We start from the raw sequence: 21,974 nt of genomic DNA on the forward strand, positions 1-21,974 counted from the left end.
AGATAAAGGATATATTTTAGTCGGGTGCTCAATGAATCAGCGACAAGACAATACGCAAATACCAGCCATAGGGCTTATTATAGGCTGTATTATTTTTGGATTGGGTAGCCTAATTGTTGCTCACGTCGAGGTGGGCGGTTACGCCATGTCGTTTTGGCGTTTGGCGATATCTGGATTGGTATTTACTGCTTTAGTCGCTGTTTTTAAGCAGCATATGCCAAGTGATATTAGTGCTAATAATAGCCGAAAAGCACTGATATATGGTCTGCTATCCGGTGCTTTTTTAGGGCTAGATTTGGCGCTATGGCACGAAAGTATTTATGCCGTTGGCCCTGGTATCTCAACTTTATTAAACAGTCTGCAAATATTCTTTTTGGCCGCGCTGGGATTTTTAATTTTCAAAGAGCGTCAGACTATTTTGCAGTTAATTAGCCTAGTGATTGCGCTGCTGGGTGTGGTATTTATCGCGAGTCCTGAATTTGCCAATAATCATCACGCCGCGTATGGTTTTATTACCGGTATAGTGTCAGCGAGTATGTTGGCGGCATCTATGACCTTTATTCGATTGACGCACCAAGCCGCACCGACTCCGATTTTTATCTTAATGCAGCGGGTTAGTATCGGTGGTAGCCTAGCGATGCTGATACCGATGTTTGTCTTCGATAGTGGGCAGATGCTACCCAATAGCCTGAGTGAACTTGGTTGGATTATTATTTATGGCACCGTGATGCAGTGTTTGGCTTGGGGGCTGATTGCGTATTCTATTCCTAAGCTATCTCTGGCGTTGACTGGATTATTGTTATTAAGTGAGCCTGTCGCTGCTTTAATCATCGACTATTTTTGGCTCAATAAGCCCATTAACGCTATACAGTGGGTAGGCGCAGCGTTGACTATGTTCGCTATTTATTTGGGTTCATTAAAGCCAAAGCCGTTACGCCAAAATACAAAGCTACGCCGTTATCGTTTTTTTTCTCGCTTTTATAGACATAAATAAAGTGATGTAGTAGTTTTTACGGTTCCCAAGCGTTATATGATTTTTGGCCTGTTCTACTCTGTTGTACCTACTGTTATACCCACGCTTTTTGTTCGATTCAAAGGTTAAGGCTTTAGCCCATCTGTTACAAAAATCTCACGATTAAATAGCGCATTTAAAATAATCGCCGCTAACGTTGCAGTACCGATACCGCCCAGATCAAAGCCGCCCAAATGTAGACTAAAGTTACCTGCACCCATAATAACGGTCACAGCGGCGATAATTAGATTGCTATTTTTGCTAAAGTCGATTTTGTTATCAATCCAAATTTTTACCCCAGAAACGGCAATGAGGCCAAAGACAACGATTGATGCGCCGCCAAGTAGGGCAGGCGGGATACTCTGAATAATGGCACCGAATTTTGGTGATAAGCCCAAGAAGATAGCGACAATACCTGCCATCACAAAGATGGTTGTGCTATATACTTTGGTGACTGCCATGACACCAATATTCTCCGCATAGGTAGTCACACCGGTGCCGCCAAAGCCGGCAGAAAAAGTAGTGGCTAGACCATCAGCAAAAAAAGCGCGACCAATATACGGGGTGACGTGCGAATTGGTCATGCCTTCAACGGCTTTAAAGTGACCTAAGTTCTCAGCGATTAAAATAAAGGCAATCGGAGCAATGAGCACAATCGCATTTAAGCTAAATTCAGGGGTGTGCAAATTAGGCAGGCCAAACCAAGCGGCTTGCTGCACGCCGCTAAAGTCAATCGGAGTGCCGTAGCCAAGTACATTGGTTACCAGATAGTAAATCACATAAGACAAGATAAGACCGACCAGCAGTAGCAAGCGGCGTAACATACCGCGAGTGAAAATAGCCACGCTACTGATTAATAAGACGGTCAACGTCGCCATCCATGCATCAAACTGATTGGCAGAAACACCTTGCACGGTTACTGGGGCAAGGTTTAAACCGATAATCATCACAATGGCACCAGTAACGATAGGTGGCATTAGTTTTTCAATCCAATCGGTACCAACCTTCATGACCAATAAGCCGACTAGCGAGTAGAGGATACCGCAGACCATAATGGCGCCAAGAGCGACATTTAAGTTGCCGTTAGGGCCGCTACCGGCATAGGCTGTTACTGCGATGACCGGACCAATAAAGGCAAAGCTTGAACCAAGATAACTTGGCATCCGTCCGCCTGTAAGTAAAAAGAACAATAGGGTGCAGATACCAGACATTAAAATGGCTAAGTTAGCATCAAAGCCCATTAACAAAGGCGCTAAAACCGTCGCGCCAAACATGGCAAAGGTATGCTGGATACCCAACATGATGCTTTTCCCAGGAGGAAGATACTCATTAATTGCTACCGGATGCTGATCTAAATCACCTTTAAATGGCTTCCAAGTTGGGAACCATTTGCCATTATTAAAATCTGGGTCATGTTTAAACTTAGGCGTTGGGCTTAATGGCGCAGGGTTCGACATATAACATCCTTAATTTCAGCAGGGCTGCATGAGTGATAAGTGGTTAGCGGCTATTATAGACGAATTGAGACGCAGATTAGAACTTAACTCGGGGTAGTGTGTCTAAACCAATGATGACAGCCATAATCTTAAGTTTAATGACCATTTTGGCTGAATACCGGTTAGGCCTTGGGTCATCTCCCCATCTTTTATAATGACATACGAAGGAGTAACTTGTCCTTGCCAATCGTCAAAGATAGCACCGGTCTTATCATTAATGGTAGTAAAGCTATAGTCATGTTCGCGCATAAACTCTTCTAAGCCCTGATTGCTACCGGACTGAGTGGCGATAGTGACAATTGGATATTTACCAGCTTCAGATAACGAGTTGATAGTCGGAGAGGTCACTTTACATACTGAGCACCAAGTTCCCCAAAAATAGACCAATACCGGTGACTCATGACTCATCTTCTCGATATCGACAATTTGCCCCTGATAATCAATAAGCTTCAAGTCAGGCTCAGCAGGCATGACCGGTTGGCGCCACCAATTGATTACGGTATAGATAACTAGGAACATAATCAGATACTTACCCAGTGACCAGATCCAAGATAGTAGCTTAGATTTTTTGGATTGAGAGGCGTTGTTTTGAGAATGAGAATTGTCTAGGGTCATAAGGGGTTATCCGGTAAAAATGTAAGCTGCTTAGTTAGTGAAATTCTAGCAGGTTTATTAACCTATCAAGACATAATAAAACAGGCCACCCTTAAGGCAGCCTGTTTTTGATTCAAATAGGTCTTCATTAAACCAAAATTACATCGGCTTGGTTGCTCGGTCATGCATTGGCATACCGTCACGTACACTACGTGAATTGTCTTTAAGCTCTACCTTTGAAGATTTGGCCACTGATTTTTTGGCCTTTTTCTTCCACTTTAAGGTAAAGATATCCTCACGACGGTCTTTTAAGTTATTGACTGACCCCTCGTTACGCACATGAATCAATTTATCTAAGTCTAGATCCGAGAAGAAGACCATCTCAGTGTTTGCTGTCGTCTCAGCCATAATTGCATCATGCGGAAACGCAAAGTCAGAGGGTGAGAATACCGAGGATTGAGCGTACTGAATATCTAAGCTTTCAACCTGTGGCAAGTTACCTACTGAGCCACAAATCATCACGTAACACTCGTTCTCAATCGCACGGGCTTGCGCGCAGTGACGCACACGTAAGTAGCCATTTTTGGTATCGGTCCAGAACGGTACGAATAAAATATCCATGTCTTCTAAAGCAAGTAGGCGGGCAAGTTCTGGGAACTCAACGTCATAACAAACTAAAATCCCGATACGTCCCGCATCGGTATCAAAGACTTGAACCTTATTACCCCCTTGAATCACCCAAGCACTACGCTCATGTGGTGTGATATGGATTTTGCGCTGCTCCTCAACGGTACCATCACGGCGGCACAGATAGCTCACGTTATAAAGTACCTCTTCCTCTTCATCCAATAATGGCATAGAGCCGGTAATGACGTTAACGTTGTAACTTACCGCAAGATTTGAGATTTCATTTTTAAACCATTCGGTGTAATCAGCGAGGAAACGAATAGCAATATTTTGATCCGTCGATTCACATAAACCCATTAACGGCGCATTAAAGAACTCTGGCAAGCAGGCAAAATCAGCGTTGTAATCAGCCATGATATCCACGAAGAATTCAACTTGCTGTAGTAGCTCTTCAGGCGACTCCACTGAACGCATTTGCCATTGAATACCGCCAATACGTACATCGGTTTTGCGAGCATTTGGCTTATATTCTTCAGGCTCGTAGTAAATATTTGCCCACTCAAGCAAAGTAGCAAAGCCTTTAGATTGTTCATCATCAGGCAAGTAACCTGTCAAAATACGCTTAACGATAAAGCCATTCGATAATTGGAACGATAAGATAGGGTCGTAGATTTCGCGTGCTTCTACCGCATCGATATATTCACCTGGGGTTAAGTCTTGATAATTATGGTACTTAGGAATACGACCACCAGCTAAAATAGCGCGAAAATTCATCTGACGACACAGCTCTTTACGCGCATCGTATAAACGGCGACCTAAGCGGTAACCACGATAATCAGGATCAATTAACGCATCAATACCATAAAAGGCATCCCCATTCGGATCGTCTTTAATGATTTCACGTTGACCCAATAAGTCATCATAGGTATGTGGGTTTGAGAAGCGCTGATAATTAACGCGCATGGTCAGTACCATACCGATCAATTTATCATGATCGAATAGGGCGATTTGCCCTTCAGGGAAAGAGTCAATCAAGCTGTCAATTGTGTTTTTAGACCAAGAGCCACCAAGATCAGCATAAACACGGTCCATTAGGGCCTTAAGCTGTGGGTAGTCTTTTTTTCTAATTTCAGCAATTTTTAAATGAAAGTCTTCAGTTTTTTGGGTCATAGAGTTACTCATTTGTCTGTATAAGAGGTCATACTCTTAATTTGAATAATTTTTTATCGTGAGATTTATTTATCGCGACACCTTGTCTAGATAGGCGGTTTATTCATCCATATCATGTGCTTTATAAGATTAAAAGGAACAAGATAAAAGAGTGTCAGAAAGAGGGTAGAGCGATTGATTGCGGTTATAAAATACGTAGATATCATTATTATAGAACTGAAGACGATTATAAAAAATGGAGAATTGTAAACCAAACTGTCAATAATTGGCGATTAATAGTGAGTGTTCTTCATGATGAATGACGTTATTTTTATTGTCTATGTGTTGAACCATAAAGTTATAGCTAGCACGGCAGCTATGGGGCTTGTTAATCATGCTTAATGCCAAGTAAAATATAGCGTTTAGCTTTGATAGCCTTTTGATGATACGCCTAGGGCGATGAACAATGAATGCAGTAGAGTAAAAGCATTCCAGTAGGCTGAAAAGCCGTTAAGACTAATAATCATATTTAGCTATGGGGGCAAAGTAATTTATTGTATGATAAAGACTAATTTATGTATGTATTATTTAACGTTATCGCTGAAATGACTCGGTAATTACAATATTAAGGCGCATCTTATGCCATTACATGACCAAAATACAATTAGAGCGTTGAGTCAAATAGATGAGCAGGCACTTATTCGCTTAGTTTATACCAGCGAAATAACATGCAAAAGCCGTTTTCAGACATCGGTATTTCGTGATATAGAAGCGCAATCTGATAGGTTTAATAAAGAAAATAATTTGACCGGCACGCTGTGTTACGGCAATGGTCATTTTTTGCAATGCTTAGAGGGCTCTAAGCCAGTGGTGATCGATTTACTAAATCGTATTGCCGAAGATAACCGTCATAAACATTTGAAGGTGCTACTGGTACAATCTATTGAGTCACGTACTTTTTTTACGTGGAATATGCGACTTCTATTTTTAGAGCGCTGGACTTGGTCACCAAAGACTAAGAAGCAGGCCGAGCGGCTATCAGAGTTTTTGCCATTTAAACCATGCGATTGGACGGCACCTCATACTAATAAGTTCTTATCAGTTATCCACCAGTTAGAGGCGACGCCACAGGCAAAAACCGCAGACATACGCTTTAATGCACTCGGGAATATGCTACAGCATGTGGTTGGCCCGCATCAGGCCTTTATTATGATACAAGGGGCATTGACCATACTATCTATCATAGCGTTGTTTCTGTTGTTTAATACGTCGTTCCTATAAATAGTTAGCTAATTCACTAAATCAAAGATATCGATATAACTTATAAATAAAAACGTATAAATGAAAAGGCCAAGCTAAATTAGCTCGACCTTTTTTTTATACGTTATAGAAATAGGTTGTACAGCAGATTAGATATCGAAAATCTTGCCACGGTTCATGATGCCGTTTGGATCAAATACCTTCTTTAATTCTCTTAAATACTCAATCTCTGTTTCACTGCGGCTATAGTTCAGATACGGCTTTTTGGTCATGCCTACGCCGTGCTCTGCAGACACTGAGCCGCCGTATTTTTGCACTGTGCTAAATACCAAATCATTCACGCTTTGGCATTTCTCAAAGAACTCATCTTTTGAAAGACTCTCAGGCTTCAATATATTTAAGTGTAAATTACCATCGCCAATATGCCCAAACCAGCAAATCTCAAAGTCAGGATAGTTGGTATTCACCACTGCTTCGATGTCTTTAATAAACTCTGGCACATAGCTTATAAGTACTGACACATCGTTTTTGTAGGGAGTAAATACAGAAATGGTTTCTGAGATATATTCGCGCAGCTTCCAAAGCTCAGCCGCTTGCGATAAGTTTTGACTCATCACACCGTCGATAATCCAGCCGTTCTCCATACACTGTTCAAACATGGCCATGGCTTTATCCATAATGGGCTCGTATGGTGCTTCGAACTCAAGTAGGGCATAGTATTTAGTACGTGCTTCGAACGGCTCTTGTACATGACCGGTTGCCATGAGTTTCTCGATTGCGACGTCATCAAAGAATTCAAAGGCGGTTAAATCAATTTGTGATTGGAAAGCCGATAACACGTTCATTACGTGCTCAAACTCATCCATACCAAATACCATAACGGTTAGGTCTTGCGGCGCACGTTCAAGCTTAATCTGTGCCTTGGTGACGATACCTAGCGTGCCTTCTGCGCCGATGAATAAATGACGCAGATCATAACCGGTTGCATTTTTAATCATACCGCGGTTTAGTTCTAGAATATCTCCCTTACCGGTAACGACTGTCAGACCCAATACCCAGTTACGGGTCATGCCGTAACGAATGACCTTGATGCCGCCTGCGTTGGTACCGATATTGCCGCCAATCTGACTCGAGCCTGCTGAAGCAAAATCGACTGGATAATATAAGCCTTTCTCTTCAGCAAATTGCTGCAACTGTTCGGTAATAACCCCAGCTTCAATTTCTACCATTCTATCAGCGGGGAAAAACTCACTAATTTTGTTCATTTTATCGAGACTCACCACAATCTCGCCGTTACTGGCGACTGCACCAGCAGACAAACCAGTACGCCCGCCGCTTGGGGTCACCACAATGTTATATTCGTTAGCGAGCTTAATCACTGCTTGCACCTGTTCAGTAGATTTAGGAAATACAATCACCGAAGGCGCAGGCGCAAAGTGCTTAGTCCAATCTTTACCCCAATGTTCAAGACTTTCGCTATCGGTCTTAATTTGACTGGTATCGAAATTATAATCGGCGGTTAAACGGTGAATAACCGTAGCTACCGCTTCAGGGGCAACCTCATGAGAAGCCGTCAGTGTGGTCTCATTAACCTGAGATTGATTCGCGCCATGCGCAAGTTCGTGAGCAGGTGTATTCGGAGTTACAGTGTGGGATTCAGTCATATTAGTCTCTACAGAAGTGCCTGATATAGCGGCAGATAAATGGTGAAAAAAAGGAACAAAAAAATAAGGCTAATAAATAATATAACTAAAATTTACATAGTATAGTCATAAATGGTAGGGGTTTATTCAATATTTAACCTGCCAAAACACTATAATTTGTTATAAGATAGTTATATTATGACACACTGATAATAAGGTATGTAAGCCTTGTTCACTCTGATTGATTGCGGCTAATGTATGAACTATACAGGCGCAAATCATGCTGTTATCTCTCTGCTTATCTTGGTTTACTAACCAATGTATGTCTTAGAAATTGCACTTTCAAATACCCATCTAAACATAAGGGCAAAAACATGGCATTATCGCTTGATAAAGATAAAATTCGTTTTTTACTATTAGAGGGCGTACATGATAACGCGCTTAAAGTATTAAATGATGCTGGCTACACCAATATCGAATACTTATCTCACGCACTAGATCCAGATGAGTTGGCTGAAAAAATCAAAAATGCCCACTTCATCGGTATCCGTTCACGTACCCAATTAACCCGCGACATTTTAGAGCAGGCTGATAAGCTAATCGCTATCGGTTGTTTCTGTATTGGTACCAACCAAGTTGATTTAGAAGCGGCTCGTGAATTCGGTATTCCTGTCTTTAATGCGCCTTATTCAAATACGCGCTCAGTGGCAGAGTTGGTATTAGCAGAAGCCATCATGCTGTACCGCGGTATTCCAGAGAAAAATGCAGTGGTACACCGTGGCGGCTGGGGCAAGTCGGCCAAAAACTCACACGAAGTTCGTGGTAAGGTTATGGGAATCGTGGGCTATGGCTCAATCGGCTCACAATTATCAGTACTTGCTGAAAGCCTTGGTATGAAAGTTATCTATCATGACGTAGTGACCAAATTGCCACTGGGGAATGCTGTACAGGTTGGTAGCTTAAATGAGTTATTAAACAAAGCAGACATCGTGACATTACATGTGCCAGATTTGCCAAGCACGCGTTACATGATGAAAAAAGAACAGTTCGATCAGATGAAAGAGGGTAGTTACTTCATCAATGCTGCACGTGGTACCTGTGTTGAGATTGATGATTTAGCAGCAGCTCTTGAATCAGAGCGCTTATTAGGTGCTGCCGTGGACGTGTTCCCGAAAGAGCCTAAATCAGCTGATGAAGAGTTTGAATCACCACTACGTAAGTTCGATAACGTGATTTTAACCCCGCATATCGGTGGTTCTACCCAAGAAGCTCAGGCGAATATTGGTCTAGAGGTGTCTGAAAAATTTGTTAAATACTCTGATGCTGGTGATACCACGACGTCTGTGAACTTCCCTGAAGTTAGCATACCTGTCAGAGAAGGCTCACACCGCTTGCTTCATATCCATAAAAACGTACCAGGTGTGTTATCACAAATTAACACCTCATTTGCCTCAGCAGGCATCAATATTCTTGCTCAGAGCTTGATGACAGAAGGTGATGTTGGTTATCTGGTCATGGATGTTGACAACAGCGATTCTAATGAAGCGTTAGAGACATTAAAAGACATCGACGAGACCATTCGTGTCCGTGTTCTTTTCTAGAATGTTCTATAGTTAGAAGTCTTTTTAGAGTCTGATTATTTACAGGACGCAATAAAAAAGTCGGCAATTTACCGGCTTTTTTATTGCCAAATATTTAGTGCTCAGACTTAGTATTTATATCGCTTTAATCGGAATTTCTGTGTTTTAAGCGTCTGATAATAAACACGATAATAGCAATGATGGCAATCGCACTGACCACTTTTGATATGGGCGAGATATACTGCCCGACCTGATCATAATTTGTACCAAGCACATATCCAGAGTAAGCAAGTAGGGCGCTCCAGATGGTTGAGCCGATAGTTGTCAGTAGAATAAATGGCAGTAACGACATATGATTCATGCCTGCCGGAATGGAGATAAGTGAGCGAATACCCGGCACCATACGCCCAAAAAAGATAACCATATTGCCGTATTTATTAAACCAACTATTAGCCCGAGTCACATCCTCTGGTTTGACCAATAGCCACTTACCATACTTTTCGGTGGCTTGTAATAGACGATCTTCATCAAATTTTGTGCCCAGATAATAAAGCGGCAAGGCTCCTAAAACAGATCCTAGCGTTCCTGCGATGATAACCATCATAATTTGCATATGGCCTTGCGCGGCTGCGAACCCTGCAGCAGGCATCACCAACTCTGAGGGGATGGGCGGGAAGATGTTTTCCAAAAACATCATCATTGTCACCCCAAAATAGCCGAGCATGTCCATGATGCTTAAGACCCATTCATTTATATTATCCATTATTTGTCCATGATTTTTGAGAAAATTGTCATCGAGGCAGTATAGCAAACGCCGCTTAGCTCAAAGAAGGCTAAAACGGTTACGGTTTGAAAGCTCAATGAACACTTATCTAAAATTACTATATTTAAACATATAATATAAATATATATATTATAATGAGTGAATAAAAATTTAAGGCATATACTTATATTGGTTGGCTTATTTGATTAGGGCTACTCTAAAAATAGAGAGGCCAACGTACAGACGTAGAGACAGGATTATTATGGATATCAAGTCATTCTTACATGAAGACACCGAGACTTACACGCACGTATTAATCGACACTGCTAATAAGCTGTGTGCAATTATTGATCCTGTTTTGGATTATGACTTTAAATCTGGACATACCCGTACTGATTTTTCTGATCAAGTTATTGATTCTATCAAAGCGCAGGGGCTGACGGTGCGTTATATCATTGAAACCCATGTTCACGCAGATCATTTATCCTCAGCGCAGCATATCAAACAGACCCTTGGTGGTCAGTTGGTAATAGGCAGGCACATTAGTAAGGTGCAGCGCATTTTCAAAGATGTATTTAACTTTGATATGAGCTTTAAAACGGATGCCAGTCAATTTGATATGCTGACAGAAGAGGGTAGCGAGTTTATGCTAGGTGATATTAAGCTCACGGTAATGCACGTGCCTGGTCATACGCCGGCAGATATGGCTTATATTGCAAAAGATACCGCGAGCGATAATGAGCGATTGGCAATTTTTGTTGGTGATACCCTGTTTGCACCAGATGTAGGCACTGCGCGTGTGGATTTTCCAGGTGGTGATGTCGATGATTTATATCACTCTATTCAGAAAATATTATCGCTGCCCGACGATACTGAGATTTATTTATGTCACGACTATCCACCTGAAGGACGCGAGCATTCCCCAGCTACTACAGTAGCGGCGCAGCGTGTACATAACAAGCATGTTCGAGATGATATTAGTAAGGCAGAATTTGTGAAAATTCGTACAGAGCGTGATGCAACGCTCGATATGCCGCGGCTGATTATTCCATCAGTTCAGGTAAATATCCGTGCAGGAAACATGCCAGAGCCTGAAGACAACGGCGTACGCTATTTAAAAGTACCATTAAATACGCTTAGCTAATCTTGATTTAGTTAAGCTATGGCGTATGATATAAATTTAGGCTATTATTTATTCCTAAAAATGTTTGTGGTACTATAAAACCATCTATCGTGGGTTTAATTGCATGGGCTACCTGTTGAACAGGCGGATTCATGTCTTGCAACTTCCAGCACGATATAAAATAATCCTGGTAAAGCGCATGAACCTGTACTCCGACACAGTCATTTGTGCCTTATAAGATTCGTTTAGTCGGAGTTTCAGGAGTCTAACATGTCTATACAGCAATCTTTTGCTCGTCCAAACAGCTCTCAAACCAATACCCATACTACCTTCCAATACAGCCGCCGTTATACCGCGCGTTGCCCACTAGGTGCGCTTGCTATTAAGCAAATATCTGCTTTGCAGCTGCGAGCCACCGCCATTATCCAGAAGATGGGCTATCCACCACAACATACTATTGCTGCCACTGACCGTCTACGTTACGTCTTATGTAGCCCTGTGTTAGGATTAGATGGCAGTTATATCGATGCGTATTATAATGCTCAAGACTTCTTACAGGCCTTACTAAATATATTACAACTGTCGCCTCAGCAATATGAAGATGATGTCAGCTCTATACTACAAACGCTAGATAAATAAGCGGGTTAAGTCAAAAATTGAGCCAAACGTAAGTAGAGGATTGAGTAAAAACAGGACACACTCGGTTAGGTTAGGACACAATAAAAGACTGGTATTGCAGGATTGCTGACTCTTATGATGAGTCATCCATCAAACTGACTCTTTAAACAAACGAGCGTTTATTTAAAGGATTGTTTGTCTAAATGACCGTCTAAGAGGAGGGTTGTGTGCTAAAAATACTCAAGTATAAAGATACGGACACACTACTGGATATTGTCTTAGTTACTTTTGCCAAATTGGTGTTGGCTGCTGCGCTGTGTGCGTTTGCCTTTTATTTAGCTTTTGCTTCTACAATGGGGCCGACCATAGCCCCTGAGATTGTGGTCGGCGATATCCCGTTAGATATAGTTATCCGTATTGGTGTCTTGCTGACGGCGGTCGCTATCACCCTGTTTGCTGTCATCTGGCTTGTCTATCCTTTACTGCGCTATGTGTATAAAAAAACAATTGACGATAGTAATAGAGAATAGATTGTTAGTTTTTAGAATGTGCGAGTGTGTCAGAATTTATTAAAAAGCTTGTCTTTACTAATGATAATGGTGCTGATGACTGCCTTGTTTGTTTGCCGCTAAATTAGCATCGTCTATGGCACAAGTAATCGCCTCAAGCCGATTGTGAGGATGCTCAATTGATTCTACCTGAATAGTGGTATGACTAATACCCAGTGATTCTAGACTGTGCTCAAGCTCGTGAATCAGCTTACTAGCCTCCAAAATACGCATGTCGCCATCTACCACAACGTGGCAAGATAAGGCAAGCAACCCGCTAGTAATACTCCATACATGCAAATCGTGCACAGCGATAATGTGCTCATTTTCCTCAATGGTACGTTTCACTTCATCGAGTGAAATCTCCTTTGGCGTACCCTCCATCAAAATATGAGTCGATGCTTTGACCACTCGAAAGCCACTGATTAAAATCAACACCGCCACAATCACAGAGGCCACGGGGTCAGCCCACCACCAGCCCATCCACATCATGGCGAGTGCGGCCGTAATCGCAGCAACTGAGCCTAATAAATCACCTAATACATGCAAATAGGCGCTGTGCATATTGAGGTTTTTCTCAGAAGCGGCTGCATTGACATCATCATGACTGGATTCATGACCGTGATCATGTCCGTGAGCGGCACCGCTTCGATGTAATAACCATGCCACGATAAGATTGACCATAAGGCCGATACTGGCAATGATTAGCATCCCTTGAGAGGCCACATCAGGTGGAGAGGCAAAGCGCCCGATAGCCTCCCAAATAATCATAATCCCGATGATAATTAGCGTCGCCCCGTTCGCACCCGCCACCAAAATTTCAAAACGCTTATAACCAAAGGTCTTCTCGTCATTGGCCTGCTTTTCACCAATTTTGAACGCCAGTAGCGTTGCACCTAAAGCGGCGGCATCAGAGAGCATATGCCCTGCATCTGATAATAGCGCCAAACTTTGGGTCAGCACACCGCCAATGGCTTCAACCAACATAAAGCCGGTAATAATCAGAAAGCTTAACCATAAGCTGCGGCGCTGTTTACTCATGTCACGCGCGGTCGGCTCATCATGAAAATGAGGCGGGTCATGGGCAATTGTATTGTCTGGGTCGTGAGAGTGGGGCGTATGTGAGCTCATAATTACCTTTTTTAGCTAGAAAACGATATCAGAAAATACAGGTCGATTACCAGCCCACAGGATCAATATCTAACGTGAGCTTTAAGTATTTAGCAGAGGGCAATTGCAGTACTTGCGGCCACCACACATTGAGCAATTGATGGAGCGGCGCACGCTGTTTAGATAATAATAGTAGCTGGCTGTGGTAGCGACTGTTTTTTCTTTTCATTGGTGCATCAATCGGCCCCAAAATCGCCAAATCGTTGGCCGGTAAAATAGCAATCGCATCTTTTAACGCTTGCGTGGTGCGCTCTAGGGTCTTGCCTTCACAGCGGACTAACGCACCATGGGTGTAAGGCGGTAAGCCAAGCATTTTACGCTCATTAAGCAGCTCTAATGCAAACGGATGATAGCCCTCACGCACCAGTTTACGCAGCAAAGGATTCTCAGGTTGTACGGTCTGGATTAATACACGGCCAGGCTTGCTGCCGCGGCCTGAGCGACCGGCAACTTGCACTATAAGTTGAGCGGTGTGCTCGGGGGAGCGAAAATCAGGCGATAAGAACCCTCTATCAGCATTGGGCAAACACACTAAGGTCACATTCGGAAAGTGATGCCCTTTGGCCACCATTTGAGTGCCCACTAGGATTGCAGGGTCACCGGTATTGATGCGTCGATAGATATCTTCCCAGCTGTCTTTATGGCGAGTGGTATCTCTATCTATCTGAATAATAGGGTAGGTTTTTTTAATGGTTTGCGGGTTTGAAAATAGTGCATGCAAGCTTTCGGTTAAGCGGGTAGTGCCCATGCCGACTGCGTTTAAATTGGTGCTGTTACATTCTGGGCAGGCAAGCGGAATAGAGGCTTGCCAGTCGCAGTGATGACATTTGAGGTAACTTGGCTGACTGCTATTGAGCTGACTGTGATGCAAAGTCATATGCGCATCGCAGCGTACACAGTCTGCCTGCCAACCACAAGCATTACAGAGTAAAATGGGCGCATAACCGCGGCGATTTAAAAATACTAATACTTGCTCGCCGGCCTCTAACGTCGTTCGGATTTCTGCAATGGTATCGTCGGTCAGTCCGGTGTTTTGAGAACGCTCTAAATTGGGCAGAAGCTCGCTCTGTTTGGCATCGACAGGCAAATCACTATATTTGGTTGGATTATCACGCGCATCGACCAGTTGTAGGGTAGCGGCAGCTGCATTGCCGGCACGCTGTGTCAACATAAGCTCGGTCAGCTTGCCATCTTGCACCAGTTTCAAATGCTCAAGAGAGGGGGTCGCGGTACCCATAACCACAGGAATACCTGTCTGAAAGCCGCGGTATAAAGCCACATCAGCGGCATGATAGCGCAAAGTATCTTGCTGTTTATAAGACTGATCGTGCGCTTCATCCACCACAATCAAGCCCAAATTAGCAAACGGATAGAGCACTGAGGAGCGAGTGCCGATAATAATTTGGGCACGGCCTTGGCGGCAATCCTCCCATCCCTGCATACGCTGTGTATTATTAAGATTGGAGTGTAACAGCAAAATATTGGCCGAAAAGCGCTCTGCAAAACGGGCTCGCGTTTGCGGTGTCAGTCCAATCTCCGGTACCAATACCAAGACTTGCTTGCCGGCTTCTAATACTGGCTGCATTGCCTGTAAATAGACTTCGGTTTTACCGCTACCAGTAACGCCATTTAGCAAATAACCGCTGTAGCTGCCCTCATTAGCAGTGGCGATAAGGGCGTCAACCGCCTGTTTTTGCTCATCGTTTAAATCAAGTGGCATTTTGGCCAGACTCACCGGTTTAGGGTCCGGCTGCTGCTGCTTATAATGCTCGACCAAGCCTTTTTCTTCTAAGCGCTTTAAGAAAGGCCGCTCCATGCCCTCAAGTAGCAAGGTGTCTTCACTAGCACCATGCTCGCCATGCAGCATTAACATGGCCAGTTGCTGCTTTTGCTTATAGGCATTACTAGAGAGGCTGTCATCGAGCACATTTGGTAATATACGCCAGTGAGTCACCAATAAGTCGAGCGGTTTGCCTTGGCGAATAAGCGTTGGCAGCATAACAGAGAGCACATCCCCCAGAGGATAGTGATAATAACGTGCCAACCAAGCCGCCAGTGACAACATTGATTCGTCTAAAAGCGGCTCATCGTCTAGGCTTGATTTAATGGCTTTTAATTTATTGGTCGGGACATCGCTGTCATTTTCATTAACATGAGCGACCACGATGCCGATGAGGGTTTGCCGCCCAAAAGAGACTTGGACGCGTCCCCCAATAGGTGGTAAAGAGGGCTCTACTTGTGAGAGCCTTGAAGGAGGTGGTAAGTAATCAAATTCGCGGTAGAGAGGCACCGGCAAAGCGACACGGATAAGCATCAGATGGCAACCTCCCTTAAAATAACACCGCAATAAGTAGAACAAGATGTGTATGAATATTGAATACAGTATGCTTGATTACCAAGACATTAATCTTCGATAAATAAGATAGATTCAATCTCAACCACACCGCCTTTAGGAAGTGCGGCTACTTGTACTGCTGCACGGGCAGGGAACGGCTCTACCAAACGCTCAGTAAATACGGCATTTAGGGCAGCAAAGTCATTCAAGTCAGTCAATGACACATTAAATTTAACGACATCGCTTAGCTTGCCGCCGGCTGCTTTACAAATAGCTTCGATATTATCCATTACTTGCACAGCCTGAGCTTCAAAGCCTTCACGAAGCTGCATTGTTTCAGGGTCAAAGCCAAGCTGACCTGAGATGTAGACCATGCTGCCGCCCGCTGTTGGGATTTTAACGGCTTGTGAATAAGCGCCAACGGCTGCAGGGGCATTATTCGTATGAATGGTTTGACGTGCCATAAGAATTTCCTTATTTATTGTTAGAGATGACATATGTCATGGTTAAAAAAGTGTCTTTAGTATTTTTATAGCCTAACGGTCGCTGCTTTGATTATTTGTTGTCAAAGTAGTGAACCGATTATAAACGGTATAAACGTCGAATGCTGCCGAAGCCAACATGAGGGCGTAGCGCTTCAATGCCTTCAAGCACATGATTACGGCTACGTACAATCACATGGATGACTGTGGATTTGGCGCGGATATCGACCTTTTCAATACCAATATCAAGCTGACGTAAGGTGTAAACCACATGTGAGACTTGCTCATCATTTAGCGCTAAGTTGATTTTTAAATAAGCGGTAAAGTGAGGACGCTCGCTTGGGTGCTCAATACTCTTTTCAATCTGCTCTTCGCTATACCAGTTTAATTGTACTAGCTCATACGGCTTATCGACGTATTTATTGACGATAGAGTAGCAGCGATGTCGATGTAGCATCAGCCCGTGCATGGTCAAATGGCCAATAATTGGGTCACCGAAAATAGGGCGACAGCACCCAGCAAAGTGAACCTCTACACCGTTGGCATTAGATAATAGCTGATTGGGTCTATCAAAGCCTTTTTTGCGTGCTTGCTCGTGAGTCTTTGTCACATCATCACTAAATAAGCGTGACACGACCAATTGCGGTAATAAGGTGCCGGCACTCATGTTCTCAAACAGCTCATCTTTACTACTGGCATTCTGCCACTGTAGTAAGTCTTCCCAGTCGGCATCGTTAACATCATCAAGCGATTTGTTATAGGTTTTTAAAGCGCGGTCTAATGCTTGGCGACCATGCCTTCGCTGCTCTTCAACAGGCAAGCTACTAAACCAGCGGCGCAAAGTGCGGTGTGCTTTACTGGTGACCACGATGCCAAGCCACTCAGCTTTTGGCTTGGCATTTTGATCAACTTCAATTTCAACCACAGCCCCTGATTTTAAGGTAGAGCCTAATTTGGCGTTTTCGCCATTGATTTTTGCACCCACCGCTATATTACCCACTTTAGGACCTACGGCATAAGCAAAATCAAGCGCAGTAGCACCGCGCGGCAGCTCGTAAGCTCGACCTTTGGGGCTATAACAAAGGATTTTGCGTGAGTTTAGATAAGAGATTAGCTCATCAATGGTCTCGACAACGCCCTCATAATCCAGCTCTTCACTTTGTCCTTCGTCACCTAAATCTATTAGCTCTTTCATATTGCGTAGAGAGGCTTCAATAACTGAACGACTGACTTCAGAGGCTTGATCAGCTGCGATAACGCCAAGGCGAGCCGCTTCTTGCATTTTATGGGTTAATAAAGTGACTTTAATGGTATCGTTGTCACGCACATAAGTGAGCGTTAACGACTGGTTACCACCAGGGAGAGGATGGCGAATATTATCCTCAATAAAGTTAGGTTGAATGTCATATTTACTAATTAGATAGTTGGCTAGTAGGTCACAGTCATCAATGGTTGAGGTGACAATCTCAAACGCATAATGACGCAGTAAATCATCAATCTCACCGCGGTTACGGAAGAATTGACGATACATAACCACTCGGTTGTCTAGTGCACGTACCTGGCCTGAGACATAGTGCTTATCCAGCACATAATTCAGATATTGTTGAATGGTTTCAGTTTGATACTTGCGACCTAAACCATGTTGCAGTAATTTGTCTGACATCTTGGTATACATGACAGGGTCAAGGTTGCGATAGCACAGAATTTCCATGTAATCGGCAATATCATTAAGCCCCATCAGACGCGCAAAGGGAATATAAAATTGCAAGGTTTCAGAGGCCGTAGAGCGCTGTTTTTCAGGACGTACTGCATCCAGAGTTGACATATTATGTAAACGATCTGCTAGCTTGATTATCAATACACGCGGATCATCGAGCGTAGCTGACATGATTTTGTGAAAGGTAGCCGCTTTATTTTGACGCTTGTTATGATTGGACGACTTAAGCTTGGTTACACCATCGACCAAATGCGCAACGGTGCCACCAAAGCGTGTGGTAATTTCCTCTGAAGTGACTTCAGTATCTTCAACTGTATCATGCAGGATAGCGGCAATAATGGTATCTCGATCAAGATGGAAGCCTGCCAAAATCTCTGCTACCGCAATAGGGTGAGTGATATAAGGTTCACCTGATTTACGCGTGTCTTTGATATGAGCTTGGTCTCCATAGGCGCAGGCTTCTAAAATATCCTCTTTTTCTTTATCGCTAAGATACGCCACCGAGCGCATTAGATTGCGCTGTGCATCATCAACCAAATGATGACTCAACTTCGGTAGGTTCTGCATATATGACGTCTGATTGATTTGATCATCATCGTTAGAATCAGGCAATGTAATATATTCACTGTCAACGGGATCCACCACGTTATCAGAGTGGGCAATATTATTAATAACCGTGTCGTTAATATTGGTATGTAAATCAGTAGTCATAGAGTTTTTGGTTTCAGATGAAGTTAAGCCGGCATCAGGATGTGTTTGGGTAATAGGCGGTGACATGATTTATCATCCTTCAGCTGGGCAAGAGTCAATTAAAAGTAATCAAGAACAAACAGGTCTGGCAAAGGGTTTACTAATAATACGCTATCAAAACAAGCGCTTATCCATTAATGCTTATATATTGATATCAATGGTAACTCATTTATGATGCTAACAAAATGAGTTAAATCAACCCTTCAGTTAAGAAGGATTAAACATAATAGGTGTCAGTATCTGATAGATTCTGATAACCATGCTCAAACAAAATAAATAAGGTGCTATCCCCCTTAATTAAGCTTAAAAATCAGGTGGTGTCAACCACTGAGCAGACAAAACTACAAAACGCTGTTAATAAGGCAATATCAACAGTCGTCACTAAGCGAATAACTCATAAGTTTAATAGGACAACACGGGCTAACGAGCACACCATAAAAAAACCACGATCTGCAAAATGCGGATCGCGGCTTATCATGCGTGGTCTTAAACTTGTGGCTTATACCTGTCTTCACTAAGCAACTCATAAAAGATGCTTAAATAATGACATAAGCCTAAATACGGATATAAAAAGTATTAGAAGCTTTGACCGCCGCTTAAGGCTAAATCTAACGAGTTAGTTGCAAAGTGATGGTCAGGCTGATTTAAGATATCTTTAGTAACTAAGCCTGCAGCAATTTCGCGTAGTGCCAATACAGTTGGTTTGTCGTTTTGAACGTCAACTAGTGGCTCAGAGATGCCCTTAGATAGTTGATGGGCGCGCTTGCTGGCAACCAGTACCAGCTCAAAGCGGTTATCTACTGCATGTAAGCAGTCTTCAACGGTTACACGTGCCATAAAGTCCTCTTTGTATCACTAAGTGATAGATATAAAATATGATAGTCAATCATTTAGTATAGCAAATTTTGCCATTAAATGGATAACTAAATTGACCAAGTGAAGTAAGATTAATAGAGCATTCAACCCGTTTACTATTAGTCCTTCATTAAGTCGGCAATGGTCTCGCTATAACGGGCTTGCTGGCGCGCTAGTGTCTGACGCTTGGCAACAATAATTGATTTAAGCTCAGTTAACGCGGCTTCAAATTGATCATTAATCACCACATAATCAAAATGAGTGTATTGCTGCATCTCGGTCACGGCACCGGCCAAACGCTTTTCAATCACTTCTTCAGAATCCTGACCACGAGAGGATAAACGCTGACGTAACGTGGCTTTACTGGGCGGTAAGATAAAAATCATGGTCACATCATCGTACAAGTCTTTGACCTGTAGTGCGCCTTGCCAATCAATCTCTAGAATCACATCGATGCCTGAATTAAGTTGCTGATCAACACTTTGTTTTGAGGTACCGTAGTAATTATCAAACACTTGTGCGTGTTCTAAAAACTCACCGGACTGAATACCTTCAATAAACGTAGCTCTGTCGGTAAAGTGATAGTGGTGACCATCGACTTCGCCCGGGCGTGGCTCGCGCGTAGTATGCGAGACACTAACTGCCAAATCATTAGTGGTAGCGATAAGCTGTTTAACAAGAGAGGTTTTGCCAGTACCTGAAGCGGCAGTAATAATAAAAAGGGAGCCTTTCATAAAAGTGAGTCTCTATAGTGAATACAAGGGAGTTGGTATAAAAAGGAATATGAAAAATCGATGTTTATTGCGAATAATTCAACGTTGAGATGCGTTCTATTTTAACGGATATGTTAAAGTAGTCATAAAATAGTTTGTCTAATGCACTGAACAAGCCGATGGGCTTAGCTGCGTTTTTCACATTTTATTTACTCGATTATCTATTGTGAAGGTCTGTTATGCAAATTTATCTTGCCAATCCACGAGGGTTTTGTGCTGGTGTCGATCGTGCCATTGCTATTGTCAATGAAGCATTAGCACGTTTTGAGCCGCCAATTTATGTGCGCCATGAAGTCGTACATAACAAATTTGTGGTCTCTGATTTGGCCAATCGCGGGGCAGTATTTGTCGAAGAGCTGGATGAGGTACCGGATGGTTCTATTGTTATTTTCTCAGCACATGGTGTTTCAAAAGCGGTCCAAGATGAAGCTGACCGCCGAGATCTCACAGTATTTGATGCCACCTGTCCTTTAGTCACAAAGGTGCATATTGAAGTGTCTAAATTTGCTCGTGAAAAAATGGACGCTATTTTGATTGGGCACCAAGGTCACCCAGAAGTAGAAGGAACGATGGGACGCTTTAGCGCCCAGTATGGCGGTGAAATTCATTTGGTAGAAAATGAGTCAGATGTCGAAAAGTTAGAAGTGAAAGATCCAAATCGTTTGGCTTTTGTGACGCAGACCACGCTCTCAATGGATGATACTGCTGTGGTAATTGATGCCCTACGCAAAAAGTTTCCTAATATTCAGGGTCCTCGTAAAGACGATATTTGCTATGCGACCCAAAACCGTCAAGATGCGGTAAAAGACTTGGCCAATCGCTGTGAAGTGGTGTTGGTTGTCGGCTCACCCAACTCATCAAACTCAAACCGACTACGAGAGCTTGCCGAGCGTATGAATTGTAAAGCTTATTTGATAGATAACGCAGGTGAGATGCAAATAGAATGGTTTGAGGGGGTTAAGGCAGTAGGAGTTACTGCGGGCGCCTCAGCACCAGAGATTTTAATTCAAGAAGTATTGAATAAGCTGCAAGACTGGGGCGGTGATTTGCCAGATGAGCTTAAGGGGATTGAAGAGAATGTTACCTTCAGCTTGCCAAAAGAGCTGCGCATCCCAGTTAAGCAAGTTGGGCGCTAGGCCTTAACATCGTTTGATTAACGTCTGTTGTGCGCATAGTTGTTTGTCTCGTCCTAAAATAGGTTGATGATTTAAAACAAGCCAGATACCCCGTGTATCTGGTTTTTTCTATGCAGAACACCCATAACTTTGATGAAACTCGAAAGGCGTTCTCATATTCAAACTCAAATGCGGTCTCATATGATTATAAATATAAACCGACTCATCAACGAGCACTCTTAGCTCATCTAACGTATTACACTGATGAATTAAAAACTCATCCTTTAAAATGCCATTAACGCGTTCAGCTAAAGCATTTTGATAACAGTCATAGCCATCTGTCATAGACGGTCTAATGTTGTTC

19 protein-coding genes are annotated in these 21,974 nt (G+C 43.0%); 7 read left to right on the plus strand and 12 right to left on the minus strand.

Translation table 11 applies throughout. The features are described 5' to 3' along the window. The first annotated feature begins 31 nt into the window (after positions 1–31). The gene (locus AC2SLM_RS08570) at positions 32–994 is read left to right on the plus strand and encodes a DMT family transporter (protein WP_486553229.1); all 963 of its coding nucleotides are present in this window, start codon (positions 32–34) and stop codon (positions 992–994) included. 104 nt (positions 995–1,098) lie between these two features. Here AC2SLM_RS08570 and AC2SLM_RS08575 read toward each other — a convergent pair whose 3' ends face one another. The 3 genes from AC2SLM_RS08575 to AC2SLM_RS08585 all read right to left on the minus strand — a co-directional run bounded on the left by AC2SLM_RS08575 (position 1,099) and on the right by AC2SLM_RS08585 (position 4,899). Further along, positions 1,099–2,469: a solute carrier family 23 protein gene (locus AC2SLM_RS08575; protein WP_486553231.1), complete on the minus strand. Its 1,371-nt coding sequence runs from the start codon at positions 2,467–2,469 to the stop codon at positions 1,099–1,101. 102 nt (positions 2,470–2,571) lie between these two features. Next, a complete protein-coding gene (locus tag AC2SLM_RS08580; RefSeq protein ID WP_486553233.1) occupies positions 2,572–3,123 on the minus strand; it encodes a protein disulfide oxidoreductase in 552 nt (183 codons plus the stop codon). A gap of 138 nt (positions 3,124–3,261) precedes the next feature. Further along, positions 3,262–4,899, minus strand: coding sequence for a nitrilase-related carbon-nitrogen hydrolase (locus AC2SLM_RS08585; protein ID WP_486553235.1), 1,638 nt, complete (start codon positions 4,897–4,899; stop codon positions 3,262–3,264). A 618-nt stretch (positions 4,900–5,517) separates the two neighbouring features. Between AC2SLM_RS08585 and AC2SLM_RS08590 the strand changes: the two genes are divergently transcribed. Then, positions 5,518–6,159 carry a BLUF domain-containing protein gene (locus AC2SLM_RS08590; RefSeq protein ID WP_486543493.1) on the plus strand — a complete coding sequence of 214 codons (642 nt, stop codon included), beginning with the start codon at positions 5,518–5,520 and terminating at the stop codon, positions 6,157–6,159. Between the two features lie 128 nt (positions 6,160–6,287). Here AC2SLM_RS08590 and AC2SLM_RS08595 read toward each other — a convergent pair whose 3' ends face one another. Then, the gene (locus AC2SLM_RS08595) at positions 6,288–7,802 is read right to left on the minus strand and encodes an FAD-binding oxidoreductase (RefSeq protein ID WP_486553237.1); all 1,515 of its coding nucleotides are present in this window, start codon (positions 7,800–7,802) and stop codon (positions 6,288–6,290) included. Positions 7,803–8,155: 353 nt separating this feature from the next. On the opposite strand from AC2SLM_RS08595, the gene serA reads away from it, so the two are divergent. Further along, the gene (serA, locus tag AC2SLM_RS08600) at positions 8,156–9,382 is read left to right on the plus strand and encodes a phosphoglycerate dehydrogenase (protein ID WP_486543491.1); all 1,227 of its coding nucleotides are present in this window, start codon (positions 8,156–8,158) and stop codon (positions 9,380–9,382) included. Between the two features lie 124 nt (positions 9,383–9,506). Here serA and AC2SLM_RS08605 read toward each other — a convergent pair whose 3' ends face one another. After that, positions 9,507–10,124 (minus strand): DedA family protein, encoded by a 618-nt coding sequence (locus tag AC2SLM_RS08605; RefSeq protein WP_486543490.1) that lies wholly within the window; start codon positions 10,122–10,124, stop codon positions 9,507–9,509. A gap of 262 nt (positions 10,125–10,386) precedes the next feature. Here AC2SLM_RS08605 and AC2SLM_RS08610 point away from each other — a divergent pair, with 262 nt between their 5' ends. From AC2SLM_RS08610 to AC2SLM_RS08620, 3 genes are all read left to right on the plus strand, one after another. Beyond that, entirely contained in the window at positions 10,387–11,268 is an 882-nt protein-coding gene (locus AC2SLM_RS08610; RefSeq protein WP_486553239.1) for an MBL fold metallo-hydrolase, read from the plus strand. 249 nt (positions 11,269–11,517) lie between these two features. Further along, entirely contained in the window at positions 11,518–11,886 is a 369-nt protein-coding gene (locus AC2SLM_RS08615; RefSeq protein ID WP_486553241.1) for a hypothetical protein, read from the plus strand. A 206-nt stretch (positions 11,887–12,092) separates the two neighbouring features. Then, complete coding sequence (locus AC2SLM_RS08620) at positions 12,093–12,395, plus strand: hypothetical protein (RefSeq protein ID WP_486553243.1); 303 nt, start codon at positions 12,093–12,095, stop codon at positions 12,393–12,395. 57 nt (positions 12,396–12,452) lie between these two features. Here the strand turns inward: AC2SLM_RS08620 and AC2SLM_RS08625 are convergent, their stop codons facing one another. The 6 genes from AC2SLM_RS08625 to gmk form a co-directional block, all read right to left on the minus strand. Continuing rightward, positions 12,453–13,544 carry a cation diffusion facilitator family transporter gene (locus AC2SLM_RS08625; protein WP_486553245.1) on the minus strand — a complete coding sequence of 364 codons (1,092 nt, stop codon included), beginning with the start codon at positions 13,542–13,544 and terminating at the stop codon, positions 12,453–12,455. Between the two features lie 46 nt (positions 13,545–13,590). After that, entirely contained in the window at positions 13,591–15,897 is a 2,307-nt protein-coding gene (locus AC2SLM_RS08630) for a primosomal protein N' (RefSeq protein WP_486553247.1), read from the minus strand. An 89-nt stretch (positions 15,898–15,986) separates the two neighbouring features. After that, positions 15,987–16,382 (minus strand): Rid family detoxifying hydrolase, encoded by a 396-nt coding sequence (locus AC2SLM_RS08635; RefSeq protein WP_486553249.1) that lies wholly within the window; start codon positions 16,380–16,382, stop codon positions 15,987–15,989. Positions 16,383–16,500: 118 nt separating this feature from the next. After that, on the minus strand, positions 16,501–18,684 hold the full coding sequence (locus AC2SLM_RS08640) for a RelA/SpoT family protein (RefSeq protein WP_486553256.1): 2,184 nt from the start codon (positions 18,682–18,684) through the stop codon (positions 16,501–16,503). A gap of 759 nt (positions 18,685–19,443) precedes the next feature. Then, positions 19,444–19,704 (minus strand): DNA-directed RNA polymerase subunit omega, encoded by a 261-nt coding sequence (rpoZ, locus tag AC2SLM_RS08645; protein ID WP_486543483.1) that lies wholly within the window; start codon positions 19,702–19,704, stop codon positions 19,444–19,446. Positions 19,705–19,841: 137 nt separating this feature from the next. Then, complete coding sequence (gene gmk / locus AC2SLM_RS08650; RefSeq protein WP_486543482.1) at positions 19,842–20,456, minus strand: guanylate kinase; 615 nt, start codon at positions 20,454–20,456, stop codon at positions 19,842–19,844. A gap of 218 nt (positions 20,457–20,674) precedes the next feature. Here gmk and ispH point away from each other — a divergent pair, with 218 nt between their 5' ends. Then, positions 20,675–21,631, plus strand: a complete 957-nt coding sequence (ispH, locus tag AC2SLM_RS08655; protein ID WP_486543481.1) for a 4-hydroxy-3-methylbut-2-enyl diphosphate reductase — start codon at positions 20,675–20,677, stop codon at positions 21,629–21,631. Between the two features lie 108 nt (positions 21,632–21,739). Here the strand turns inward: ispH and AC2SLM_RS08660 are convergent. Further along, positions 21,740–21,974: integrase core domain-containing protein (locus tag AC2SLM_RS08660; protein ID WP_486551188.1), on the minus strand; the 235-nt coding region annotated here is incomplete at its 5' end.

The organism is Psychrobacter sp. CX16, assembly GCF_057396245.1.

Bases quoted from the DNA above. Each gene is read 5' to 3' on its own strand.
- AC2SLM_RS08580 (WP_486553233.1), bottom strand. From the start codon at position 3,123: ATGACCCTAGACAATTCTCATTCTCAAAACAACGCCTCTCAATCCAAA.
- AC2SLM_RS08605 (WP_486543490.1), bottom strand. From the start codon at position 10,124: ATGGATAATATAAATGAATGGGTCTTAAGCATCATGGACATGCTCGGC.
- ispH (WP_486543481.1), top strand. From the start codon at position 20,675: ATGCAAATTTATCTTGCCAATCCACGAGGGTTTTGTGCTGGTGTCGAT.
- rpoZ (WP_486543483.1), bottom strand. From the start codon at position 19,704: ATGGCACGTGTAACCGTTGAAGACTGCTTACATGCAGTAGATAACCGC.
- AC2SLM_RS08610 (WP_486553239.1), top strand. From the start codon at position 10,387: ATGGATATCAAGTCATTCTTACATGAAGACACCGAGACTTACACGCAC.
- AC2SLM_RS08570 (WP_486553229.1), top strand. From the start codon at position 32: ATGAATCAGCGACAAGACAATACGCAAATACCAGCCATAGGGCTTATT.
- AC2SLM_RS08630 (WP_486553247.1), bottom strand. From the start codon at position 15,897: ATGCTTATCCGTGTCGCTTTGCCGGTGCCTCTCTACCGCGAATTTGAT.
- AC2SLM_RS08625 (WP_486553245.1), bottom strand. From the start codon at position 13,544: ATGAGCTCACATACGCCCCACTCTCACGACCCAGACAATACAATTGCC.
- AC2SLM_RS08615 (WP_486553241.1), top strand. From the start codon at position 11,518: ATGTCTATACAGCAATCTTTTGCTCGTCCAAACAGCTCTCAAACCAAT.
- AC2SLM_RS08595 (WP_486553237.1), bottom strand. From the start codon at position 7,802: ATGACTGAATCCCACACTGTAACTCCGAATACACCTGCTCACGAACTT.
- AC2SLM_RS08640 (WP_486553256.1), bottom strand. From the start codon at position 18,684: ATGCAGAACCTACCGAAGTTGAGTCATCATTTGGTTGATGATGCACAG.
- gmk (WP_486543482.1), bottom strand. From the start codon at position 20,456: ATGAAAGGCTCCCTTTTTATTATTACTGCCGCTTCAGGTACTGGCAAA.
- AC2SLM_RS08590 (WP_486543493.1), top strand. From the start codon at position 5,518: ATGCCATTACATGACCAAAATACAATTAGAGCGTTGAGTCAAATAGAT.
- AC2SLM_RS08585 (WP_486553235.1), bottom strand. From the start codon at position 4,899: ATGACCCAAAAAACTGAAGACTTTCATTTAAAAATTGCTGAAATTAGA.
- AC2SLM_RS08575 (WP_486553231.1), bottom strand. From the start codon at position 2,469: ATGTCGAACCCTGCGCCATTAAGCCCAACGCCTAAGTTTAAACATGAC.
- AC2SLM_RS08635 (WP_486553249.1), bottom strand. From the start codon at position 16,382: ATGGCACGTCAAACCATTCATACGAATAATGCCCCTGCAGCCGTTGGC.
- serA (WP_486543491.1), top strand. From the start codon at position 8,156: ATGGCATTATCGCTTGATAAAGATAAAATTCGTTTTTTACTATTAGAG.